Here is a 19,124-nt window from a genome sequence, read left to right as displayed (position 1 = left end):
CTTTTTTTGTGCCTGATTAAGCAAGTTTCTTGCGGATCCAGTACAGGTAAGTGCCTGCCTCTTCGTGCTGCGCGACCAGTTCGTGGTCGAGAAACACGCAAAACTTGGGGATGTCGCGACGGGTCGACGGGTCGGTGGCGATCACCTTCAGCAGGCCGCCGGGCACCAGGTCACGGATGTGCTGGTGCAGCATCATCACCGGTTCCGGGCAATTGAGGCCGGTGGCGTCGAGGGTACCGTCTACCGGCGTATCGATCATTTCACTCATGATTTACTCCTGAAACTTGCCGGCATTGTCGCGCATTGCCGGGTGTTCGGTCACCTGTGGGAGCGGGCTTGCTCGCGAATGCGGACTGACATTCAACATTGATGTCGACTGAGCCACCGCTTTCGCGAGCAAGCCCGCTCCCACATGGGTCCGTGTGAATCAGCGGGACTTGGGTTTTTTCACGTCCAATCGGCGCAAATGGCAGGTCACTTCCTCACGGTCGTGATACAGCTGCTTGCAGCCGATCTCGACCCGAATGCCCCGCGCCTTGAACCCTTCGGCAATACGTTCCAGCAGGCGTTTCACTTCGGCATAACGCTGTTTCATCGGCAGCTTGAGGTTGACCACCGCTTCGCGGCAATGCCCCTCGCCAATCCATTCTTCCAGCATCGCCGCGTTGCGCGCCGGTTTCTCGACGATGTCGCAGACCATCCAGTCCACTGGTTGCTTGGGCTTGAAGGTGAAACCGTCGGCCATCAAGTGCTGCACCAGACCGGTGTCCATCAGGCTTTCGGCCATCGGACCGTTGTCGATGGCGGTCACCAGCATGCCGCGGTTGACCAGTTGCCAGGTCCAGCCGCCGGGTGCGGCGCCGAGGTCGACGCCAGTCATGTCGCTGTGCAGGCGCTCGTCCCACTGATCGCGCGGGATGAAATGGTGCCAGGCCTCTTCCAGCTTGAGGGTCGAACGGCTCGGCGCTTCACGCGGGAACTTCAGGCGTGGAATGCCCATCGGCCACATCGCCGAATTGTTCGATTCCGCCAGGCCCATGAACACTTCGCGACCACTCTTGAAGGTCAGCAGCAACCGTGGCTTGTGGGCGTCTTCCACTAGTTTGCCGGCCGCCATCAGCGCCTTGCGCAGGTGGCCTTCGAACTTTTTGCAGAAGTTCGACAGCTCTTTGCCATCGTTGGTGTCGACCATTTCCAGCCACAGGCTGCCGCACAGCGGGAAGTCCGCCATGTGCGCGAGGATCACGCTGATGCGGTCGGTTTCCGGCAGATCAATGAAGATCCCACGGGCCCACTGACGCGGGAAGATCAGGTCAGCGAAACGCTGACCACGCATCAAGCGCTCGGCGCCGTCTTCTTCGGTGCAGATAAATTCGGCGCAGGCGCTGGCGGTTTTGGCCTTGGCATAACCGGCCACGTTCAGCCGCGCGGCATGTTCGGAAATCTCGGAACAGACTTCGCTTTCGAAGCCCGGCCGGCAATGCATAAAGAGGGTGTTCATTCTTACTCCTGGGCAGTTGGCGAAGAATTCAGCCACTGCGCGATGCCCAGACTTGCGTTGAAGCAAAGCCTGTCACGAAAACCGGCGCATGATAGCCGAGATCGGAACCTTGGACTTGTCCTTAGGGTCCAGTTATTAGCCTTAATGTCTAAACGGGGCTAGGTTAAAAGCTCTGCCCGCCCCTCAGTCCGTAGCCGTGCGGATTTAAAGGAGTCATTTCAATGCCGTCCCTCGATAGCCTGAAAACCCTTAAAACCTTACAAGTCGACGACAAGACCTATCACTATTTCAGCCTGCCCGAAGCCGCCAAAAGCCTGGGCGATCTCGACAAGCTGCCGATGTCGTTGAAAGTGCTGCTGGAAAACCTGCTGCGCTGGGAGGACGAGAAAACCGTTACCGGCGCCGACCTCAAGGCGATTGCCGCCTGGCTCAAGGAGCGTCGCTCCGATCGCGAAATCCAGTACCGCCCGGCGCGGGTATTGATGCAGGACTTTACCGGTGTCCCCGCCGTGGTCGACCTGGCCGCCATGCGCGCCGCCATGGCCAAGGCCGGCGGCGACCCGCAACGGATCAATCCGCTGTCGCCGGTGGACCTGGTGATCGACCACTCGGTGATGGTCGACAAGTTCGCCAGCTCAAGCGCCTTCGAACAGAACGTCGACATCGAAATGCAGCGCAACCATGAGCGTTACGCCTTCCTGCGCTGGGGCCAGAGCGCCTTCGACAACTTCAGCGTAGTGCCACCGGGCACCGGCATCTGCCACCAGGTCAACCTTGAGTACCTGGGCCGCACGGTCTGGACCAAGGACGAGGACGGTCGCACCTATGCCTTCCCCGACACCCTGGTTGGCACTGACTCCCACACCACCATGATCAACGGCCTCGGCGTGCTCGGCTGGGGCGTGGGCGGGATCGAAGCGGAAGCGGCGATGCTCGGCCAACCGGTGTCGATGCTGATTCCGGAAGTGATCGGCTTCAAACTCACCGGCAAGCTCAAGGAAGGCATCACCGCCACCGACCTGGTGCTGACGGTGACCCAGATGCTGCGCAAAAAAGGCGTGGTCGGGAAATTCGTCGAGTTCTACGGCGACGGCCTCGCCGACTTGCCGCTGGCTGACCGCGCGACCATCGCCAACATGGCCCCGGAATACGGCGCCACTTGCGGCTTCTTCCCGGTGGACGAGGTGACACTGGAGTACTTGCGCCTGTCTGGCCGCACACCGGAAACCGTGAAACTGGTGGAGGCCTATAGCAAGATCCAGGGTCTGTGGCGCCTGCCCGGCAAAGAGCCGGTGTTCACCGACAGCCTGGCCTTGGACATGGGCAGCGTCGAGGCCAGCCTTGCCGGGCCGAAACGCCCGCAGGACCGCGTCTCGTTGCCGAATGTCGCGCAAGCGTTCACTGACTTTCTCGGGCTGCAATTCAAACCCTCCAGCAAGGAAGAAGGTCGCCTCGAAAGTGAGGGTGGCGGTGGCGTCGCGGTGGGCAACGCCGATCTGATCGGCGAAACGGACTACGACCACGAAGGCCGCACGTATCGGCTGAAAAACGGCGCGGTGGTGATCGCCGCGATCACCTCTTGCACCAACACCTCCAACCCCAGCGTGATGATGGCGGCCGGGCTGGTGGCGAAGAAAGCCGTGGAGAAAGGCCTGAAGCGCAAGCCGTGGGTCAAAAGTTCGCTGGCCCCTGGCTCGAAAGTGGTCACCGACTACTACAAGGCAGCGGGCCTGACCCAATACCTTGATGAACTTGGTTTTGCGCTAGTCGGTTATGGCTGCACCACCTGCATCGGCAACTCCGGACCGTTGCCGGAGCCGATCGAAAAAGCCATTCAGAAAGCCGACCTGACGGTTGCCTCGGTGCTCTCGGGCAACCGCAACTTCGAAGGTCGCGTGCATCCGCTGGTGAAAACCAACTGGCTGGCCTCCCCGCCTCTGGTCGTCGCCTATGCGTTGGCCGGCACGGTGCGCATCGACATCAGCAGCGAACCCCTGGGCAACGACAAGGACGGCCAGCCGGTTTATCTGCGAGACATTTGGCCGAGCACTAAAGAAATCGCCGACGCGGTGACTCAGGTGAACACTGCGATGTTCCACAAGGAGTACGCCGAAGTGTTTGCCGGCGACGAGCAGTGGCAGGCCATCGAAGTGCCGCAGGCGGCGACTTATGTCTGGAACAACGATTCGACGTATATCCAGCATCCGCCATTCTTCGATGACATCGGTGGCCCTGCGCCGGTGGTCAAGGACGTCGAAGGGGCGAAAGTCCTCGCGCTGCTTGGTGATTCAGTGACCACCGACCACATCTCCCCGGCCGGCAACATCAAGGCTGACAGCCCTGCCGGCCATTACTTGCGCGAGCAAGGGGTGGAACCGCGGGACTTCAACTCCTACGGCTCCCGTCGCGGCAACCATCAAGTGATGATGCGCGGCACCTTCGCCAACATCCGGATTCGCAACGAGATGCTCGGCGGCGAAGAAGGCGGCAACACGATTTATATTCCGACCGGGGAGAAGCTGCCGATCTACGACGCGGCCATGCGTTACCAGGCGTCGGGTACGCCGCTGGTGGTGATCGCCGGGCAAGAATATGGCACCGGCTCGAGCCGCGACTGGGCGGCCAAGGGCACCAATCTGCTGGGGGTCAAAGCCGTGATCGCGGAAAGCTTCGAGCGGATTCACCGTTCCAATCTGGTGGGCATGGGCGTGTTGCCGTTGCAGTTCAAGCTGGATCAGAACCGCAAGAGCCTGAACCTCACCGGCAAGGAAACCCTGGACATCCTTGGCCTGACGGGCGTCGAACTGACTCCGCGGATGAACCTGACGCTGGTCGTCACCCGTGAAGACAGCAGCAAGGAAAAAATTGAGGTGTTGTGCCGGATCGATACCCTCAATGAGGTGGAGTACTTCAAGGCCGGAGGGATTTTGCATTACGTGTTGCGGCAATTGATTGCCTCGTAACAACCTGCTGACAACGACACCGCCTTCGGGCGGTGTTTTTGTTTACGCGGTGTACGTCTCTATAATCGCGCGCCCCCCAAAAAGATCGCAGCCTTCGGCAGCTCCTACATTGGATTGCATTTCCCCTGTGGGAGCTGCCGAAGGCTGCGATCTTGGGGCCCGAATAGGCTCCTCCGCTCAAAAGGACTCCACATGATTGCTCTGCCATGGACTTATCTGGCACTTCTCTCCATGGGCTATGGCCTGGCTTTGATCTACGGCCAACTCGGCTGGCTGGCCGCTATCTCTTTCGCGTTGCTGCTGTTTGCCGGTTTCGCCGTTCGCCAACAACAGATTCCCATCGGCCGCTTCCTCGGCCACGGCTTGTTTATCTTCCTGGCAGTGGCGCTGGCAATGCACTGGCTTCCCGGTTTCTACAACGGTCGCGCCATTGATCCCCAGCGTTTCACCGACGATGCCGTGCCGTTTGCGATGTACCTGAATCAGGACAAACCGCTGATCGGCTTCTGGCTGTTGCTGGTTTGTCCATGGATTGTCGGCCGGCGCTCGCTGAAGCTGTCCGTTTATGCCACCGCCCTCGCCCTGACCGTAAGCGCCGTGCTGGCCTTGGGTGGCGCGCTGTTGCTGGGCGTGATCAGTTGGGCCCCGAAATGGCCGGATCAAGCCTGGTTGTGGGTGCTGAACAATCTGTTGCTGGTGACGCTGGTGGAAGAAGCGTTGTTTCGCGGCTACATCCAGGGCGGCCTGAGTCGGCAGTTCAAACACCTGCCTTATGGCGAAAATCTTGCCTTGTTGCTCGCCTCAATGCTGTTCGGCCTCGTTCATCTGGGCGCTGGCTGGCAATGGATGTTGTTGGCGAGCCTGGCCGGTGTCGGTTATGGCCTCGCCTACCGTTTCGGCGGATTGGGCGCGGCCATCGCCACGCATTTTGGTTTGAATTTGTTGCATTTCGGGCTGTTCACTTATCCGATGCTCGCTGGCTGACGCAACGGTCGTTTTGCGACGCGTTACTGATAAATGAAAAAAACATTTCAATAAATACCTGACGATGCCGACAACCTCTCAAAGCCTTGCGGATCGAAAAAGCCATGCGTAACAACCAGCCCATTACACAACGCGAACGGACCTTCCCGGCTCAGCAACGGTTGATTTCCACCACCGATGCCAAGGGCGTGATCACCTACTGCAACGACGCTTTCGTCGAAATCAGCGGGTTTTCTCGTGAGGAACTGATCCGCGCGCCGCATAACCTGGTCCGTCACCCCGACGTCCCGGCTGCGGTGTTCGCGCACATGTGGGGCACACTGAAACAAGGCTTGCCATGGATGGGCATTGTCAAGAATCGCTGCAAGACCGGTGACCACTACTGGGTTAACGCCTATGTCACACCGGTGTTCGACGGCAATCAGGTGATCGGTTACGAGTCGGTGCGGATCAAACCCACCGCCGAACAGATCCGCCGCGCCGAAGCGCTCTACCAACGCATCAACCAGGGAAAGTCTGCGGTTCCCTCTACAGACAAATGGCTGCCGGTGCTTCAGGACTGGCTACCGTTCATTCTTGTCAGCCAACTGAGCTTCATGATCGGCGCTACCCTGACATCTCAATGGGGCTTCGCCCTCGCCGCCGGCCTTTCGGTGCCGTTGGGCTTGATGGGTTTGAGCTGGCAACAGCGCGGTATCAAGCGTTTGCTGCGTCTGGCCGAACAGACCACGTCCGACCCGCTGATCGCACAGATGTACACCGACAGCCGCGGTGCCCAGGCACGCCTGGAGATGTCGATCCTCAGTCAGGAAGCACGCCTGAAAACCTGTTTGACCCGTTTGCAGGACACTGCCGAACACCTGACCGAACAAGCGAAACAGTCCGACGCCCTGGCCCACAACAGCTCAAGCGGCCTGGAACGTCAACGCGTCGAAACCGAGCAAGTGGCGACCGCTGTGAATCAGATGGCTGCCACCACTCAGGAAGTCGCCAGCCACGTGCAGCGCACTGCTGACGCCACTCAGGAAGCCAATCGCCTGACCGGTCGCGGTCGTGACATCGCCGGGGAAACCCGCGAAGCCATTCAGCGTCTGTCGGTGGTGGTCGGTGAAACCGGCCTGACGGTGACGCAACTGGCCAAGGACAGCGACGAAATTGGCGGCGTGGTCGATGTGATCAAAGGCATCGCCGACCAGACCAACCTGCTGGCCTTGAACGCTGCGATTGAAGCCGCGCGTGCCGGCGAGATGGGCCGTGGTTTTGCGGTGGTGGCCGACGAAGTACGCCAATTGGCGCAACGCACCAGCGAATCCACCGGGCAGATTCACGCCCTGATCGCCAAACTGCAGCAAACAGCCAGCACCGCGGTGCAAACCATGGAAACCGGGCATCGTCAGGCCGAAGAAGGTGTGGCCCGGGTGTTGGAAGCGGACCAGGCTCTGGTAGGTATCAGCGAAGCGGTGGCCAACATCACCGACATGACCACCCAGATCGCTGCCGCCACCGAAGAGCAAAGCGCCGTCGCCGAAGAAATCAGCCGCAACATCAGCAACATCTCACAACTGGCTGACCAGACCTCGGAACAGGCACAGCACTCGGCGCTGCTGAGTGAAGAACTGACCAAGACGGCGAATACCCAGTATTCGTTGGTGGAGCGGTTTAACCGCTGACAACAACGTCAAAAGATCGCAGGCTGCGCCAGCTCCTACATTTGAACGGCGTACACCCTGTAGGAGCTGCCGAAGGCTGCGATCTTTTGATCTTGCTTCTCACAAAAACTCAGCAACCTTCCTGGCTGTCGCATCCAGATGCTGCTCATGCGTAAACCCCGAAGCCTTCAACGGCTTCAAATCATGATCCCCTGCCGCCAGCCAGAACACCTCGATGCTCGGCGCCAACGTGTAAGCCTCAACCGCCGCCCGATTACCCAACGCATCCCGCTCACCCTGCACAATCAACGTGCGAGTCTTCAACCCCGCCAGATGCTCGACCCGCGGCTTCTCCGGTTTACCCACCGCATAAAACGGATATCCCAGACACACCAGCGCATCCGCGCCCAACTCATCAGCCAACAAACTCGCCATTCGCCCGCCCATGGACTTGCCGCCAATGGCCAGGTGCCCAGCGACATGGCGTCGCACCACGGCATACACCTCACGCCAGCATTCCTGCAGTTTGGGTGCAGGGTTCGGGGGGCGTTTACCGCCATCGATACGTCGCTGCGCCATATAGGGAAACTCGAAACGCAACACGTTGACCCCATGCGTGGCAAGGCGCGCAGCCATGTCGCTCATCCAGCCGCTGTCCATCGGCGCACCGGCTCCGTGAGCGAGAATCAGTGTCGCCGAGGCCGGCACTGAGGCGGCATTCCACAACCATCCATGATCCCGCACGCACTGCGCCCATTGATCCCCGTCAATACTGGCCTTGTGCTCTTTGTCCATGCTTGCCTCGCTTTTAGTCTGCCTATAACTCCAGGCGAAGGGAGCGTTGCCTTGCGCAAACGTTCTCACTTCGGCTGAACCGTGGATGGGGAACCATGAACACTTCTATCAGTACCGCCTACAACTACAAGGTGGTCCGCCAATTCGCCATTATGACGGTGGTGTGGGGCATCGTCGGCATGGGGCTCGGGGTTTTTCTCGCCGCCCAATTGGTCTGGCCTGAACTCAACTTCAACCTGCCGTGGACCAGCTTCGGCCGTTTGCGCCCGCTGCACACTAACGCGGTGATCTTCGCTTTCGGCGGTTGCGCCCTGTTCGCCAGTTCGTTCTACTCGGTACAACGCACCTGCCAGACCCGATTGTTCGCACCGAAAATCGCCGCGTTCTGCTTCTGGGGCTGGCAGCTTGTGATTCTCTTGGCGGCCATCAGCCTGCCACTGGGTTACACAAGTTCCAAGGAATACGCCGAACTGGAATGGCCGATCGACATCCTGATCACCGTCGTCTGGGTGGCCTATGCCGTCGTGTTTTTCGGCACGATCATGCAGCGCAAGACCAAACACATCTATGTCGGTAACTGGTTCTTCGGTGGATTCATCATCACCGTGGCGATCCTGCACATCGTCAACAACCTTGAGCTGCCGGTGAGTTTCACCAAGTCCTACTCGGTGTACGCCGGTGCGACCGATGCCATGGTGCAGTGGTGGTATGGACACAACGCCGTAGGTTTTTTCCTCACCGCCGGTTTCCTCGGGATGATGTACTACTTCGTGCCGAAACAGGCCGAGCGCCCGGTGTATTCCTATCGCCTGTCCATCGTGCACTTCTGGGCGCTGATCACCCTGTACATCTGGGCCGGCCCGCACCACTTGCACTACACCGCGCTGCCGGACTGGGCGCAGTCGTTGGGCATGGTGATGTCGCTGATCCTGCTGGCGCCGAGCTGGGGCGGGATGATCAACGGCATGATGACGCTCTCGGGCGCCTGGCATAAGTTGCGCAGCGACCCGATCCTGCGCTTCCTCGTGGTGTCGCTGGCGTTCTACGGCATGTCGACCTTCGAAGGGCCGATGATGGCGATCAAGACGGTCAACGCCCTCTCTCACTACACCGACTGGACCATTGGCCACGTTCACGCTGGCGCGCTCGGCTGGGTGGCGATGATTTCCATCGGTGCGCTGTACCACATGATTCCGAAAATCTTCGGTCGCACACAGATGCACAGCATCGGCCTGATCAACGCGCACTTCTGGCTCGCGACCATCGGCACCGTGCTGTACATCGCCTCGATGTGGGTTAACGGCATCGCCCAAGGCCTGATGTGGCGCGCCGTCAACGAGGACGGCACGCTGACCTATTCCTTCGTCGAAACCCTGGTGGCCAGCCACCCAGGCTTCGTCGTGCGACTGGTGGGCGGCGCGATCTTCCTCAGTGGCATGTTCCTGATGGCCTACAACACTTGGCGCACCGTGCGGGCCTCGCAGCCTGCCGAAGTCGCCGCTGCTGCGCAGATCGCCTGAGGAGGCCGCCATGAAACACGAAACGATCGAGAAAAACGTCGGCCTGCTGATGCTGCTGATGGTGCTGGCCGTGAGCATCGGCGGCCTGACCCAGATCGTCCCGCTGTTCTTCCAGGACGTGACCAATAAACCGGTGGAAGGCATGAAGCCCTACACCGCGTTGCAACTGGAAGGTCGCGACATCTATATCCGCGAAGGCTGCGTCGGCTGTCATTCGCAGATGATCCGGCCGTTCCGCGCCGAAACCGAGCGCTATGGCCACTACTCCGTGGCCGGGGAAAGTGTCTGGGATCACCCGTTCCTTTGGGGCTCCAAGCGTACCGGGCCGGACCTGGCGCGCGTCGGCGGTCGCTACTCCGAAGACTGGCACCGCGCGCACTTGTACAACCCGCGCAACGTGGTGCCGGAATCGAAGATGCCGGCCTACCCGTGGCTGGTCGACAACAAGGTCGATAGCAGCCACACCCAAACCAAAATCCGCGCCATGCGCACCCTCGGCGTGCCGTACACCGACGACGACATCGCAGGCTCAGTCGCCTCGCTCCAGGGCAAAACCGAAATGGACGCGCTGGTCGCCTACCTGCAAGTGCTCGGCACTGCCATCAAGAGCAAGAGGTGAGCCATGTCCATGCCCTTTGAAATAGTAAGCGAAATGAGCAGTGGAATGATCCGCGGCCTGGGCACGGTCGTGGTGTTCGTGGCCTTCGTCGGCCTGACGCTGTGGGTGTTCAACAGCAAGCGCAATCCGGAATTCGCCGAAGCGCGCCTGCTGCCGTTCGCCGACGAGCCGCAATCGGAAAACAGCACCCAACAAGAATCTGCCGCAAGGAGTACCCGGCCATGACCACCTTCTGGAGTACGTGGATCTGCGTACTGACCATCGGCAGCCTGATCGGCCTGACCTGGTTGCTGATCGGTACACGCCGAGGGGAAACCAAGGGCAGCACTGACCAGACCATGGGCCACAGTTTCGACGGCATCGAGGAGTACGACAACCCGCTGCCGCAGTGGTGGTTCATGCTGTTCGCCGCAACCTTGGTATTTGCCGTCGGTTATCTGGTGCTTTACCCGGGCCTGGGCAACTGGAAAGGCATATTGCCCGGTTATGAGGACGGCTGGACCGGTGTCCACGAATGGGAAAAGGAGATGAACAAGGCTGACGCGAAGTTCGGGCCGATCTTCGCCAAATTTGCTGCCATGCCCATCGAAGAAGTAGCCAAGGACCCGCTAGCACTGAAAATGGGCGGTCGCCTGTTTGCGTCCAATTGCTCGGTGTGCCACGGCTCGGATGCCAAGGGCGCGTTTGGTTTCCCGAACCTGGCCGACAGCAACTGGCGCTGGGGCGGCGATGCCGAAATGATCAAAACCACAATCATGGGGGGTCGCATGGCCGCGATGCCGGCCTGGGGAGAAATCCTCGGCGACGCCGGCGTGAAGAACGTCGCAGCTTATGTGCGTCATGAACTGGCCGGCCTCCCCTTGCCTGCCGACAACGGTGCCGACCTGCATGCCGGACAGCAAGCGTTCAGCACTATGTGCGTAGCCTGTCATGGGGCAAACGGCCAGGGCACTGAAGCCATGGGAGCGCCGAATCTGACGCAACCGGCCGGATTTATCTACGGTACAAGCCTGGCGCAACTGCAACAAACGATTCGTCATGGCCGCCAGGGCCATATGCCGGCGCAGAACGAACTGCTCGGCAACGACAAGGTGCAATTGCTGGCCGCTTACGTGTACAGCCTGTCTCAGGGGCTGAGCACCGAGCGTTTGCAGGCTGAAGGCAAAAGCGAATAAATCTCGTCCGCTCTGCTGCCGCATTCACCCGGATGCGGCAGTTCCCTGCCCCTTTGCGACGCATTGTCGCACCCTCCCTTGGTCTTCCTTTCGGTTCGCCGGATTCAGGTCTAAGCTTCCCAGCGATGCGGACTGGCCAGCGCCGGTTCCAGGTCGATTCAACCCGATGTGTTCGACGAATTTGCTCGATGACAGGCCGCAAAGGCTGGTAGACACCGGCTATCGTCCCCGTTGCCCTCTGTTACCCGATCGTCGTGTTTGAACATACCCCGTTACAACTGACCTGAACCCCTCGCCTCTTTCATCCGTTGCGACATTTTGTCCGAGGGCAATTTTGTCCTTACGCGGCGCATGGAAAGGCCGCAGAATCAGCTTTTGAAAGCATTGACCCACGTCATGGCGCGTTGCAATGACCCCCCGCTTTCTACATACTTGCGGCCGATTTTTACTCCTAATAAAACACCCAAACCGTGGAACCTTAGAATGAGCACAGCAATCAGTCCGACTGCTTATAACTATAAGGTAGTCCGCCAGTTCGCCATCATGACGGTGGTCTGGGGGATCCTTGGCATGGGGCTCGGTGTCTTCATCGCCTCGCAACTGGTCTGGCCGGAGTTGAACTTCGGTCTGGCATGGACGAGCTTTGGACGCCTGCGCCCGCTGCACACCAACCTGGTGATTTTCGCCTTCGGTGGTTGTGCGCTGTTTGCCACTTCCTATTACGTCGTGCAGCGAACCTGCCAAACGCGACTGATTTCCGACAGCCTCGCGGCCTTCACCTTCTGGGGTTGGCAAGCGGTGATCGTCGGCGCGATCGTTACCTTGCCGATGGGTTTCACTACCACCAAGGAATACGCGGAACTGGAATGGCCTCTGGCTATTCTGCTGGCCATTGTCTGGGTCACCTACGGTCTGGTGTTCTTCGGCACCATCGTCAAGCGCAAGACCAAGCACATTTATGTCGGTAACTGGTTCTACGGTGCCTTCATCGTCGTGACCGCGATGCTGCACATCGTCAACCACGCGTCCCTGCCGGTCAGTTTCTTCAAGTCCTACTCGGCTTACTCGGGTGCGACTGATGCGATGATCCAGTGGTGGTACGGCCACAACGCCGTGGGCTTCTTCCTGACCACCGGCTTCCTGGGGATGATGTACTACTTCGTTCCGAAGCAGGCCGAGCGTCCGATCTACTCTTATCGTCTGTCGATCGTGCACTTCTGGGCGCTGATCACCCTGTACATCTGGGCCGGTCCGCACCACCTGCACTACACCGCGCTGCCGGACTGGGCTCAGTCCCTGGGCATGGCGATGTCGATTATCCTGCTGGCACCCAGCTGGGGCGGCATGATCAACGGCATGATGACCCTGTCGGGCGCCTGGCATAAGCTGCGCACCGACCCGATCCTGCGTTTCCTCGTGGTATCGCTGGCGTTCTACGGCATGTCGACCTTCGAAGGCCCGATGATGGCCATCAAGACCGTCAACTCGCTGTCGCACTACACCGACTGGACTATCGGCCACGTACACGCCGGTGCCTTGGGCTGGGTAGCGATGATTTCGATCGGCGCGATCTACCACATGATCCCGAAACTGTTCGGTCGTGCGCAGATGCACAGCATCGCCCTGATCAACACGCACTTCTGGCTCGCGACCATCGGTACCGTTCTGTACATCGCTTCGATGTGGGTCAACGGCATCACCCAGGGCCTGATGTGGCGTGCAATCAACGACGACGGCACCCTCACCTACTCGTTCGTTGAAGCGCTGCAAGCCAGCCACCCTGGCTTCATCGTTCGCGCCCTGGGCGGTGCGTTCTTCGCCAGCGGCATGCTGTTCATGGCCTACAACGTATGGCGTACCGTACGTGCCTCGAACCCGGCTGAAGCCAAAGCTGCTGAACAGATTGCTGTAGTTGGAGCTCACTGATGAAGCATGAAGCAGTCGAGAAGAATATTGGCCTGCTGGCCTTCTTCATGGTTATCGCCGTCAGCGTCGGCGGCCTGACTCAAATCGTTCCGCTGTTTTTCCAGGACGTCACCAACAAGCCGGTCGAGGGCATGAAGCCACGCACCGCCCTTGAACTGGAAGGCCGCGACGTTTACATCGCCAACGGTTGTGTCGGCTGCCACTCGCAGATGATCCGCCCGTTCCGTGCTGAAACCGAACGTTACGGCCACTACTCGGTCGCCGGTGAAAGCGTTTGGGACCACCCGTTCCTGTGGGGTTCCAAGCGTACCGGTCCGGACCTGGCCCGTGTCGGCGGTCGTTACTCCGATGACTGGCAGCGTGCGCACTTGTACAACCCGCGCAACGTAGTGCCTGAGTCGAAAATGCCGGCTTACCCGTTCCTCGTGGAAAACAAGCTCGACGGCAAAGACACCGCCAAGAAAATGGAAGTCTTGCGCACGCTCGGCGTCCCTTACACCGACGAAGACATCGCCGGTGCCAAGGATGCTGTGAAGGGCAAAACCGAAATGGACGCGCTGGTGGCCTATCTGCAAGGCCTGGGCACCATCATCAAAAGCAAACGGTGATTTAGATGGATATCGGGATGATTCGTGGCCTGGGCACCGTTGTTGTGATGGTGGCCTTCATCGGTCTGGCGCTGTGGGTGTTCAGCCCCAAGCGCAAGTCGGAGTTTGAAGACGCGACCTTGCTGCCTTTCGCGGATGATCCCGAAGCCATCAAGCACGTCGAGCAAGCTTCTAGGAGTAACAAAGAATGACTACGTTCTGGAGTCTGTACGTCACAGTCCTCAGTCTCGGCACCATCTTCGCCCTGACCTGGCTGCTGCTGTCCACCCGCAAGGGCCAGCGCAGCGAATCCACCGATGAAACGGTCGGCCACTCCTTCGACGGGATCGAGGAGTATGACAACCCGCTGCCGAAATGGTGGTTCATGCTGTTCGTGGGCACCATTATCTTCGCCCTCGGCTATCTGGTGCTGTACCCGGGCCTGGGTAACTGGAAAGGCTTGTTGCCGGGTTACAACTACCTCGATAACGAGAAGCAGACCGCGTTCGCCAACGGCCAGACTGGCTGGACCGGCGTTCACGAGTGGGAGAAGGAAATGCTCAGGTCGGACGCCAAGTTCGGCCCGATCTTCGCCAAGTTTGCCTCCATGCCGATCGAAGAAGTCGCCAAAGACCCGCAAGCCCTGAAGATGGGTGGCCGCTTGTTCGCCTCCAACTGCTCGGTCTGCCACGGTTCCGACGCCAAAGGTGCCTATGGCTTCCCTAACCTGACCGACGCTGACTGGCGCTGGGGCGGTGATGCGGCAACCATCAAGACCACCATCATGGGCGGTCGTCATGCCGTGATGCCGGCCTGGGCTGCAGTGATCGGCGAACAAGGTGTTGCTGACGTTGCCGCGTTCGTGCTGACCAACCTGGATGGTCGCAAGCTGCCGGAAGGCACCAAGGCCGATCCGGTTGCTGGCCAGAAACTGTTCGCCGCCAACTGCGTGGCGTGCCACGGTCCAGCAGGCAAAGGCACCCCAGCCATGGGCGCCCCTGACCTGACCCACCCAGCCGGGTTCATTTACGGTTCGAGCTTCGCTCAACTGCAGCAGACCATCCGTTACGGTCGTCAGGGTCAGATGCCTGCGCAAGAACAGCTGCAAGGCAACGACAAGGTTCACCTGCTGGCCGCTTACGTCTACAGCCTCTCTCACGGTGAGAAGGCAGCGGACGCAGATGCCAAGTAAGGCAAACGCCTGACAAAAAACGGCCCCGTCAGATGACGGGGCCGTTTTCGTTTCAACTGGATAATCGCAGGTTATCGAACCTCAACCGTCTGGATCTCTTTGCGGCTTGGCCAGTTGTTCTGGTTGACCTGAAACACCTTCAACGTTTTGCGATCCGTGGACATATCGGCGATCAGGTAGGTCTGGTTCGACGCTCCACCGCTCAAGAATACCGGCACATCCCCGAAGTAATCCCGTTTGTTCCATCCGTAGTAACTCCCGGATTCGGTATGCAAATGCCCGGCAAACACCGCCGTTACCTTGTATCGCTCGATTATGGCCTTGAACCGGGCAATCTGTTCGGTACTGCCCTTCCAGCGATCCGGCTTGTGCATATTCAGAAGAATGATCTTTGCGCTCTCACGTGCGCGTTTCAGATCTTCCTCCAGCCAATCCAGAGACTCGGAAATCTGGTAACCCGTGGGCACTCCCCAATCCCAGGCGGTAAACCCGGCGGTATAGGTGGGCTCATTATGTAATTGAACAATGTGTACATCACCAAAGTCCTTGGAATAAGCAAGGCTACCGAAAATACCTTTTTTGACAGCACCTTCATCCGATACTCGCATATCCAACGCCGCCAACTTACCCAAGTAACGATTCTTGAAATCAACAATACTGCCGGCCGCACAATTATTCAAAAAACAATCATCGACATTGTTTTCATAATCATGATTCCCCAGGCCATAGTCATAAACACCCCCCAGCTGCTTATCCAGTATCGACCGGGTCATGTCACGCTGGTAGCCGTGCCCGAAAGCGGTCATGTCGCCGTTTACCATGACCGGAATGTGTGCCGGGTCAACAGAATGATTACGCCTGAAGCTGGCGACATCGGAATATTGGGTCTCAATCAGCCACTTTGAACGCTGTTCCTTCTCCGCGGTTGTTTCATCCCACCCATGGTCGGAACTTTCAGTCCATGGATACTGAGGATCCGAGGTAAACACTAAATGCCGGGGCAGGTTATTATCTGCCGAATGCGCACCAAACGTAGCGACACATAACAAAGCGCCTAATAGCGCATTGACTTTCTTATCAAGAAGCATAAAAATCCATCTCTATTGAAGTTAGATACAAGACACACCGTCTTGCCCGAGCAAGTTATGACAACTTAGAAATCAAAACAAATGTCTATCGCTTCAATATCAATAGTTGATGTTTCCCGCGAGCTCATTAGTGCGCTATCGGAGATAGCCAGATGCACCGCTGCGACCGACGGTCCCCCAACAAGGTTGCGAGCCCCTCAGTCAAGTAGTAACGTTCCTACATCGATGCTTTTGCAGGAGCCTACGCATGATGGCCATCACCACCATTTCCAGTCGTGAATTCAACCAGGACACAAGTAGTGCCAAAAAAGCCACCCGTCATGGGCCGGTTATCATCACCGACCGTGGCAAGCCTGCTCACGTACTGCTAAGCATTGAGGAGTACCAAAAACTGACCGGCATAAACGCCAACATCGTCGACCTGTTGGTGATGCCAGAAGCGGCAGACATCGAATTTGAAACCGAGCGTGCCGTCATCACTCATCGACCCGTGGATCTGTCCTGATGTTTCTACTCGACACCAACGTGATTTCTGAACTGCGCAAACCTCAGGCTGACGCGAATGTCGTCGCCTGGGCCAAAAGTGTTATTGCACCACGCCTGTTTATTTCGGCCATTACTTTGAAGGAACTGGAGACAGGGGTTCTTCGAATGGAGCGTCGTGACCCCGTTCAGGGAAAGGTATTGCGCACCTGGCTGAAGCGCCATGTGATACCGGCCTTCGATGCCAGAATCTTGCCGGTCGATGCCGCCGTGGCACTGCGCTGTGCCAGCTTGCATGTTCCGGATCGTGCCAATGAAAGCGACGCCCTGATCGCAGCAACTGCACTGGTTCATGGCCTTACGGTGGTCACCCGAAACATCAGCGATTTTCAATCCAGCGGTGTGGCACTGATCAATCCATGGGACGAATGAGTTCGCTGCCCCTGCAAAACCGTCCATAATTCACAAGTCAATTGATTCAAGTCATTACACCATCAATTGATTTCCCCCAACGCGACCAAAGGTCGCACCCTTGTGCTAGAGCTACAGGCGTATCATTGCGCCACTGCAACACCTCTTTTTGACCGCGGTTGGCACGTACTGACCGGGGCATTTTTCCACTGCCGTGGGATGCAATGATGAGCAATCAGATTCCGGTACACGACGTCACTCCGCCTGCCAAGAACGCGAACAACAGCGTCGACCTCTACGCCTCTCGAGAAAAGATCTACACCCGCGCCTTCACCGGCCTGTTCCGCAACCTGCGGATGATTGGCGGTGCCGGGCTGTTTCTGTTGTATTTCGGCACGGTGTGGCTGAACTGGGGCGGCCATCAGGCCGTCTGGTGGAACCTGCCGGAACGTAAATTCTTCATTTTCGGCGCGACCTTCTGGCCTCAGGATTTCATCCTGCTTTCAGGGATTTTGATTATCAGTGCCTTCGGCCTGTTCTTCATTACCGTGTACGCCGGTCGTGTCTGGTGCGGCTACACCTGCCCGCAAAGCGTCTGGACCTGGATTTTCATGTGGTGCGAAAAAGTCACCGAAGGCGATCGCAACCAACGCATCAAGCTCGACAAGGCACCGATGAGTGCCAACAAATTCCTGCGCAAGTTCAGCAAGCACACAATGTGGCTGCTGATCGGCTTCGTGACCGGCATGACCTTCGTCGGTTACTTCTCACCGATTCGCGAACTGGTGATCGAGTTCTTCACCGGCCAGGCTGATGGCTGGTCGTATTTCTGGGTCGGGTTCTTCACCCTGGCCACCTACGGCAACGCCGGCTGGTTGCGCGAGCAGGTGTGTATTTACATGTGCCCGTACGCACGCTTCCAGAGCGTGATGTTCGACAAGGACACGCTGATCGTCTCCTACGACCCGCGTCGTGGCGAAAGCCGTGGGCCGCGCAAGAAAGGCATTGATTACAAGGCGCAGGGCCTGGGTGACTGCATCGACTGCACCATGTGCGTCCAGGTCTGCCCCACCGGTATCGACATCCGCGACGGCCTGCAAGTCGAATGCATCGGCTGCGCGGCGTGCATCGACGCCTGCGACAGCATCATGGACAAGATGGATTACCCGCGCGGCCTGATCAGCTACACCACCGAGCACAACCTGTCGGGGCAAAAAACCAATAAACTGCGTCCACGCCTGATTGGCTATGCCACGGTGCTATTGGCGATGATCGCGTTGCTGGTGACTGCATTCTTCATGCGCTCGCTAGTCGGCTTCGATGTCAGTAAAGACCGGGTGTTGTACCGCGAGAACGCCGAAGGCCGGATCGAAAACGTCTACAGCCTGAAGATCATGAACAAGGACCAGCACGACCACACATATGTGCTGGAAGCCAAAGGCCTGCCGGACCTCAAGCTGCAAGGCAAGCGCGAGATCAAGGTCGCCGCCGGGGAGATTTTCAGTCAGCCGGTCGAACTGTCCAGCGCACCGGAACAACTGCCGTCGAGCACCAACGAGGTGACATTCATCCTCAAGGACGCTGACGACGCCAACGTCCACGTTGAAGCCAAGAGCCGATTCATCGGCCCACAAATTCGTTGAGAGAAGTGATCATGCCCGCAGCAACTGCCGCAAGTCCCTGGTACAAGCACCTTTGGCCGTGGATCATCATCGCCATCCTGGCCTGCTCAGTGACCTTGACCCTGTCGATGGTGACCATCGCGGTGAACAACCCGGACAACCTGGTCAACGACAACTATTACGAGGCCGGCAAGGGCATCAACCGCTCCCTCGACCGTGAGCTGCTGGCGCAGACCCTGTTGCTGCGCGCCAGCGTTCATCTGGACGACGTGACCGGCGAAGTCGACCTGCGCCTGAGCGGTAACAGCCAGCCGAAAACCCTTGAGTTGAACCTGATCTCGCCGACTCAGCCGGAGAAGGATCGCAAGATCACCCTGGCACGCAGCGAAACCGAACAGGGCCGCTACATTGGCCAGTTGAACGACAAGGTCGACGGTCGCCGCTTTGTAGAACTGCTGGGCGTTCAGGACGACAAGACCTGGCGCATGTTCGAAGAAGAACAGGTCAGCCATGACAAGGATCTGCTGCTGGGTGATGAGCCATTGCAGGGTGCGGAAGACCTGAAAAAATAAGCCTTACCCTGATCGTTCCCACGCTCTGCGTGGGAAC

At 58.6% G+C, this 19,124-nt stretch carries 19 protein-coding genes; 15 read left to right on the top strand and 4 right to left on the bottom strand.

The features are described 5' to 3' along the window. Positions 1-16: 16 nt before the first annotated feature. Complete coding sequence (gene tusA / locus F6R97_RS25505; protein ID WP_007907805.1) at positions 17-268, bottom strand: sulfurtransferase TusA; 252 nt, start codon at positions 266-268, stop codon at positions 17-19. Positions 269-427: 159 nt separating this feature from the next. Beyond that, a complete protein-coding gene (rlmM, locus tag F6R97_RS25500; protein ID WP_315867269.1) occupies positions 428-1,501 on the bottom strand; it encodes a 23S rRNA (cytidine(2498)-2'-O)-methyltransferase RlmM in 1,074 nt (357 codons plus the stop codon). Positions 1,502-1,722: 221 nt separating this feature from the next. Between rlmM and acnA the strand changes: the two genes are divergently transcribed. The 3 genes from acnA (at position 1,723) to F6R97_RS25485 (ending at position 7,118) form a co-directional block, all read left to right on the top strand. Then, positions 1,723-4,464 (top strand): aconitate hydratase AcnA, encoded by a 2,742-nt coding sequence (acnA, locus tag F6R97_RS25495; protein ID WP_315867268.1) that lies wholly within the window; start codon positions 1,723-1,725, stop codon positions 4,462-4,464. A 192-nt stretch (positions 4,465-4,656) separates the two neighbouring features. Further along, complete coding sequence (locus F6R97_RS25490) at positions 4,657-5,448, top strand: CPBP family intramembrane glutamic endopeptidase (protein WP_315867267.1); 792 nt, start codon at positions 4,657-4,659, stop codon at positions 5,446-5,448. A 104-nt stretch (positions 5,449-5,552) separates the two neighbouring features. Next, positions 5,553-7,118, top strand: coding sequence for a methyl-accepting chemotaxis protein (locus F6R97_RS25485; RefSeq protein WP_038979962.1), 1,566 nt, complete (start codon positions 5,553-5,555; stop codon positions 7,116-7,118). Positions 7,119-7,217: 99 nt separating this feature from the next. Here F6R97_RS25485 and F6R97_RS25480 read toward each other — a convergent pair whose 3' ends face one another. After that, positions 7,218-7,892, bottom strand: a complete 675-nt coding sequence (locus tag F6R97_RS25480) for an alpha/beta family hydrolase (protein WP_315867266.1) — start codon at positions 7,890-7,892, stop codon at positions 7,218-7,220. Between the two features lie 95 nt (positions 7,893-7,987). Here F6R97_RS25480 and ccoN (F6R97_RS25475) point away from each other — a divergent pair, with 95 nt between their 5' ends. The 8 genes from ccoN (F6R97_RS25475) to ccoP (F6R97_RS25440) all read left to right on the top strand — a co-directional run bounded on the left by ccoN (F6R97_RS25475) (position 7,988) and on the right by ccoP (F6R97_RS25440) (position 14,911). Beyond that, positions 7,988-9,412 (top strand): cytochrome-c oxidase, cbb3-type subunit I, encoded by a 1,425-nt coding sequence (gene ccoN / locus F6R97_RS25475; protein WP_048395285.1) that lies wholly within the window; start codon positions 7,988-7,990, stop codon positions 9,410-9,412. Between the two features lie 10 nt (positions 9,413-9,422). Further along, positions 9,423-10,031, top strand: coding sequence for a cytochrome-c oxidase, cbb3-type subunit II (gene ccoO / locus F6R97_RS25470; protein WP_038979959.1), 609 nt, complete (start codon positions 9,423-9,425; stop codon positions 10,029-10,031). A gap of 21 nt (positions 10,032-10,052) precedes the next feature. Then, complete coding sequence (locus tag F6R97_RS25465) at positions 10,053-10,256, top strand: cbb3-type cytochrome oxidase subunit 3 (protein WP_048395367.1); 204 nt, start codon at positions 10,053-10,055, stop codon at positions 10,254-10,256. Continuing rightward, entirely contained in the window at positions 10,253-11,206 is a 954-nt protein-coding gene (ccoP, locus tag F6R97_RS25460; protein ID WP_315867265.1) for a cytochrome-c oxidase, cbb3-type subunit III, read from the top strand. Before F6R97_RS25465 ends, ccoP (F6R97_RS25460) begins: the two co-directional genes overlap by 4 nt. Before the next feature lie 483 nt (positions 11,207-11,689). Next, positions 11,690-13,132 (top strand): cytochrome-c oxidase, cbb3-type subunit I, encoded by a 1,443-nt coding sequence (ccoN, locus tag F6R97_RS25455; protein WP_038979957.1) that lies wholly within the window; start codon positions 11,690-11,692, stop codon positions 13,130-13,132. After that, on the top strand, positions 13,132-13,740 hold the full coding sequence (gene ccoO / locus F6R97_RS25450) for a cytochrome-c oxidase, cbb3-type subunit II (RefSeq protein WP_007905434.1): 609 nt from the start codon (positions 13,132-13,134) through the stop codon (positions 13,738-13,740). The genes ccoN (F6R97_RS25455) and ccoO (F6R97_RS25450) overlap by 1 nt, the downstream gene beginning before the upstream one ends. 5 nt (positions 13,741-13,745) lie before the next feature. Further along, positions 13,746-13,931 (top strand): CcoQ/FixQ family Cbb3-type cytochrome c oxidase assembly chaperone, encoded by a 186-nt coding sequence (locus F6R97_RS25445; RefSeq protein ID WP_003175465.1) that lies wholly within the window; start codon positions 13,746-13,748, stop codon positions 13,929-13,931. Then, positions 13,928-14,911, top strand: coding sequence for a cytochrome-c oxidase, cbb3-type subunit III (gene ccoP / locus F6R97_RS25440; RefSeq protein ID WP_048395290.1), 984 nt, complete (start codon positions 13,928-13,930; stop codon positions 14,909-14,911). Before F6R97_RS25445 ends, ccoP (F6R97_RS25440) begins: the two co-directional genes overlap by 4 nt. 71 nt (positions 14,912-14,982) lie before the next feature. Here ccoP (F6R97_RS25440) and F6R97_RS25435 read toward each other — a convergent pair whose 3' ends face one another. Then, on the bottom strand, positions 14,983-15,999 hold the full coding sequence (locus tag F6R97_RS25435) for a metallophosphoesterase family protein (protein WP_315867264.1): 1,017 nt from the start codon (positions 15,997-15,999) through the stop codon (positions 14,983-14,985). A 250-nt stretch (positions 16,000-16,249) separates the two neighbouring features. Between F6R97_RS25435 and F6R97_RS25430 the strand changes: the two genes are divergently transcribed. The 4 genes from F6R97_RS25430 to F6R97_RS25415 all read left to right on the top strand — a co-directional run bounded on the left by F6R97_RS25430 (position 16,250) and on the right by F6R97_RS25415 (position 19,087). Beyond that, positions 16,250-16,504 (top strand): type II toxin-antitoxin system Phd/YefM family antitoxin, encoded by a 255-nt coding sequence (locus F6R97_RS25430; protein ID WP_038980251.1) that lies wholly within the window; start codon positions 16,250-16,252, stop codon positions 16,502-16,504. Further along, entirely contained in the window at positions 16,504-16,914 is a 411-nt protein-coding gene (locus F6R97_RS25425; protein ID WP_048395292.1) for a type II toxin-antitoxin system VapC family toxin, read from the top strand. Before F6R97_RS25430 ends, F6R97_RS25425 begins: the two co-directional genes overlap by 1 nt. Positions 16,915-17,120: 206 nt before the next feature. Then, the gene (ccoG, locus tag F6R97_RS25420; RefSeq protein ID WP_038979953.1) at positions 17,121-18,536 is read left to right on the top strand and encodes a cytochrome c oxidase accessory protein CcoG; all 1,416 of its coding nucleotides are present in this window, start codon (positions 17,121-17,123) and stop codon (positions 18,534-18,536) included. Between the two features lie 11 nt (positions 18,537-18,547). Next, positions 18,548-19,087, top strand: coding sequence for a FixH family protein (locus F6R97_RS25415; RefSeq protein ID WP_038979952.1), 540 nt, complete (start codon positions 18,548-18,550; stop codon positions 19,085-19,087). Positions 19,088-19,124 lie beyond the last annotated feature (37 nt).

It is taken from the genome of Pseudomonas sp. JV414, from assembly GCF_032424305.1.
Taxonomy (GTDB): domain Bacteria; phylum Pseudomonadota; class Gammaproteobacteria; order Pseudomonadales; family Pseudomonadaceae; genus Aquipseudomonas; species Aquipseudomonas lini.
Note: the sequence above shows the minus strand (reverse complement) of the source record. Positions and strands in the feature narration are given on the sequence as shown.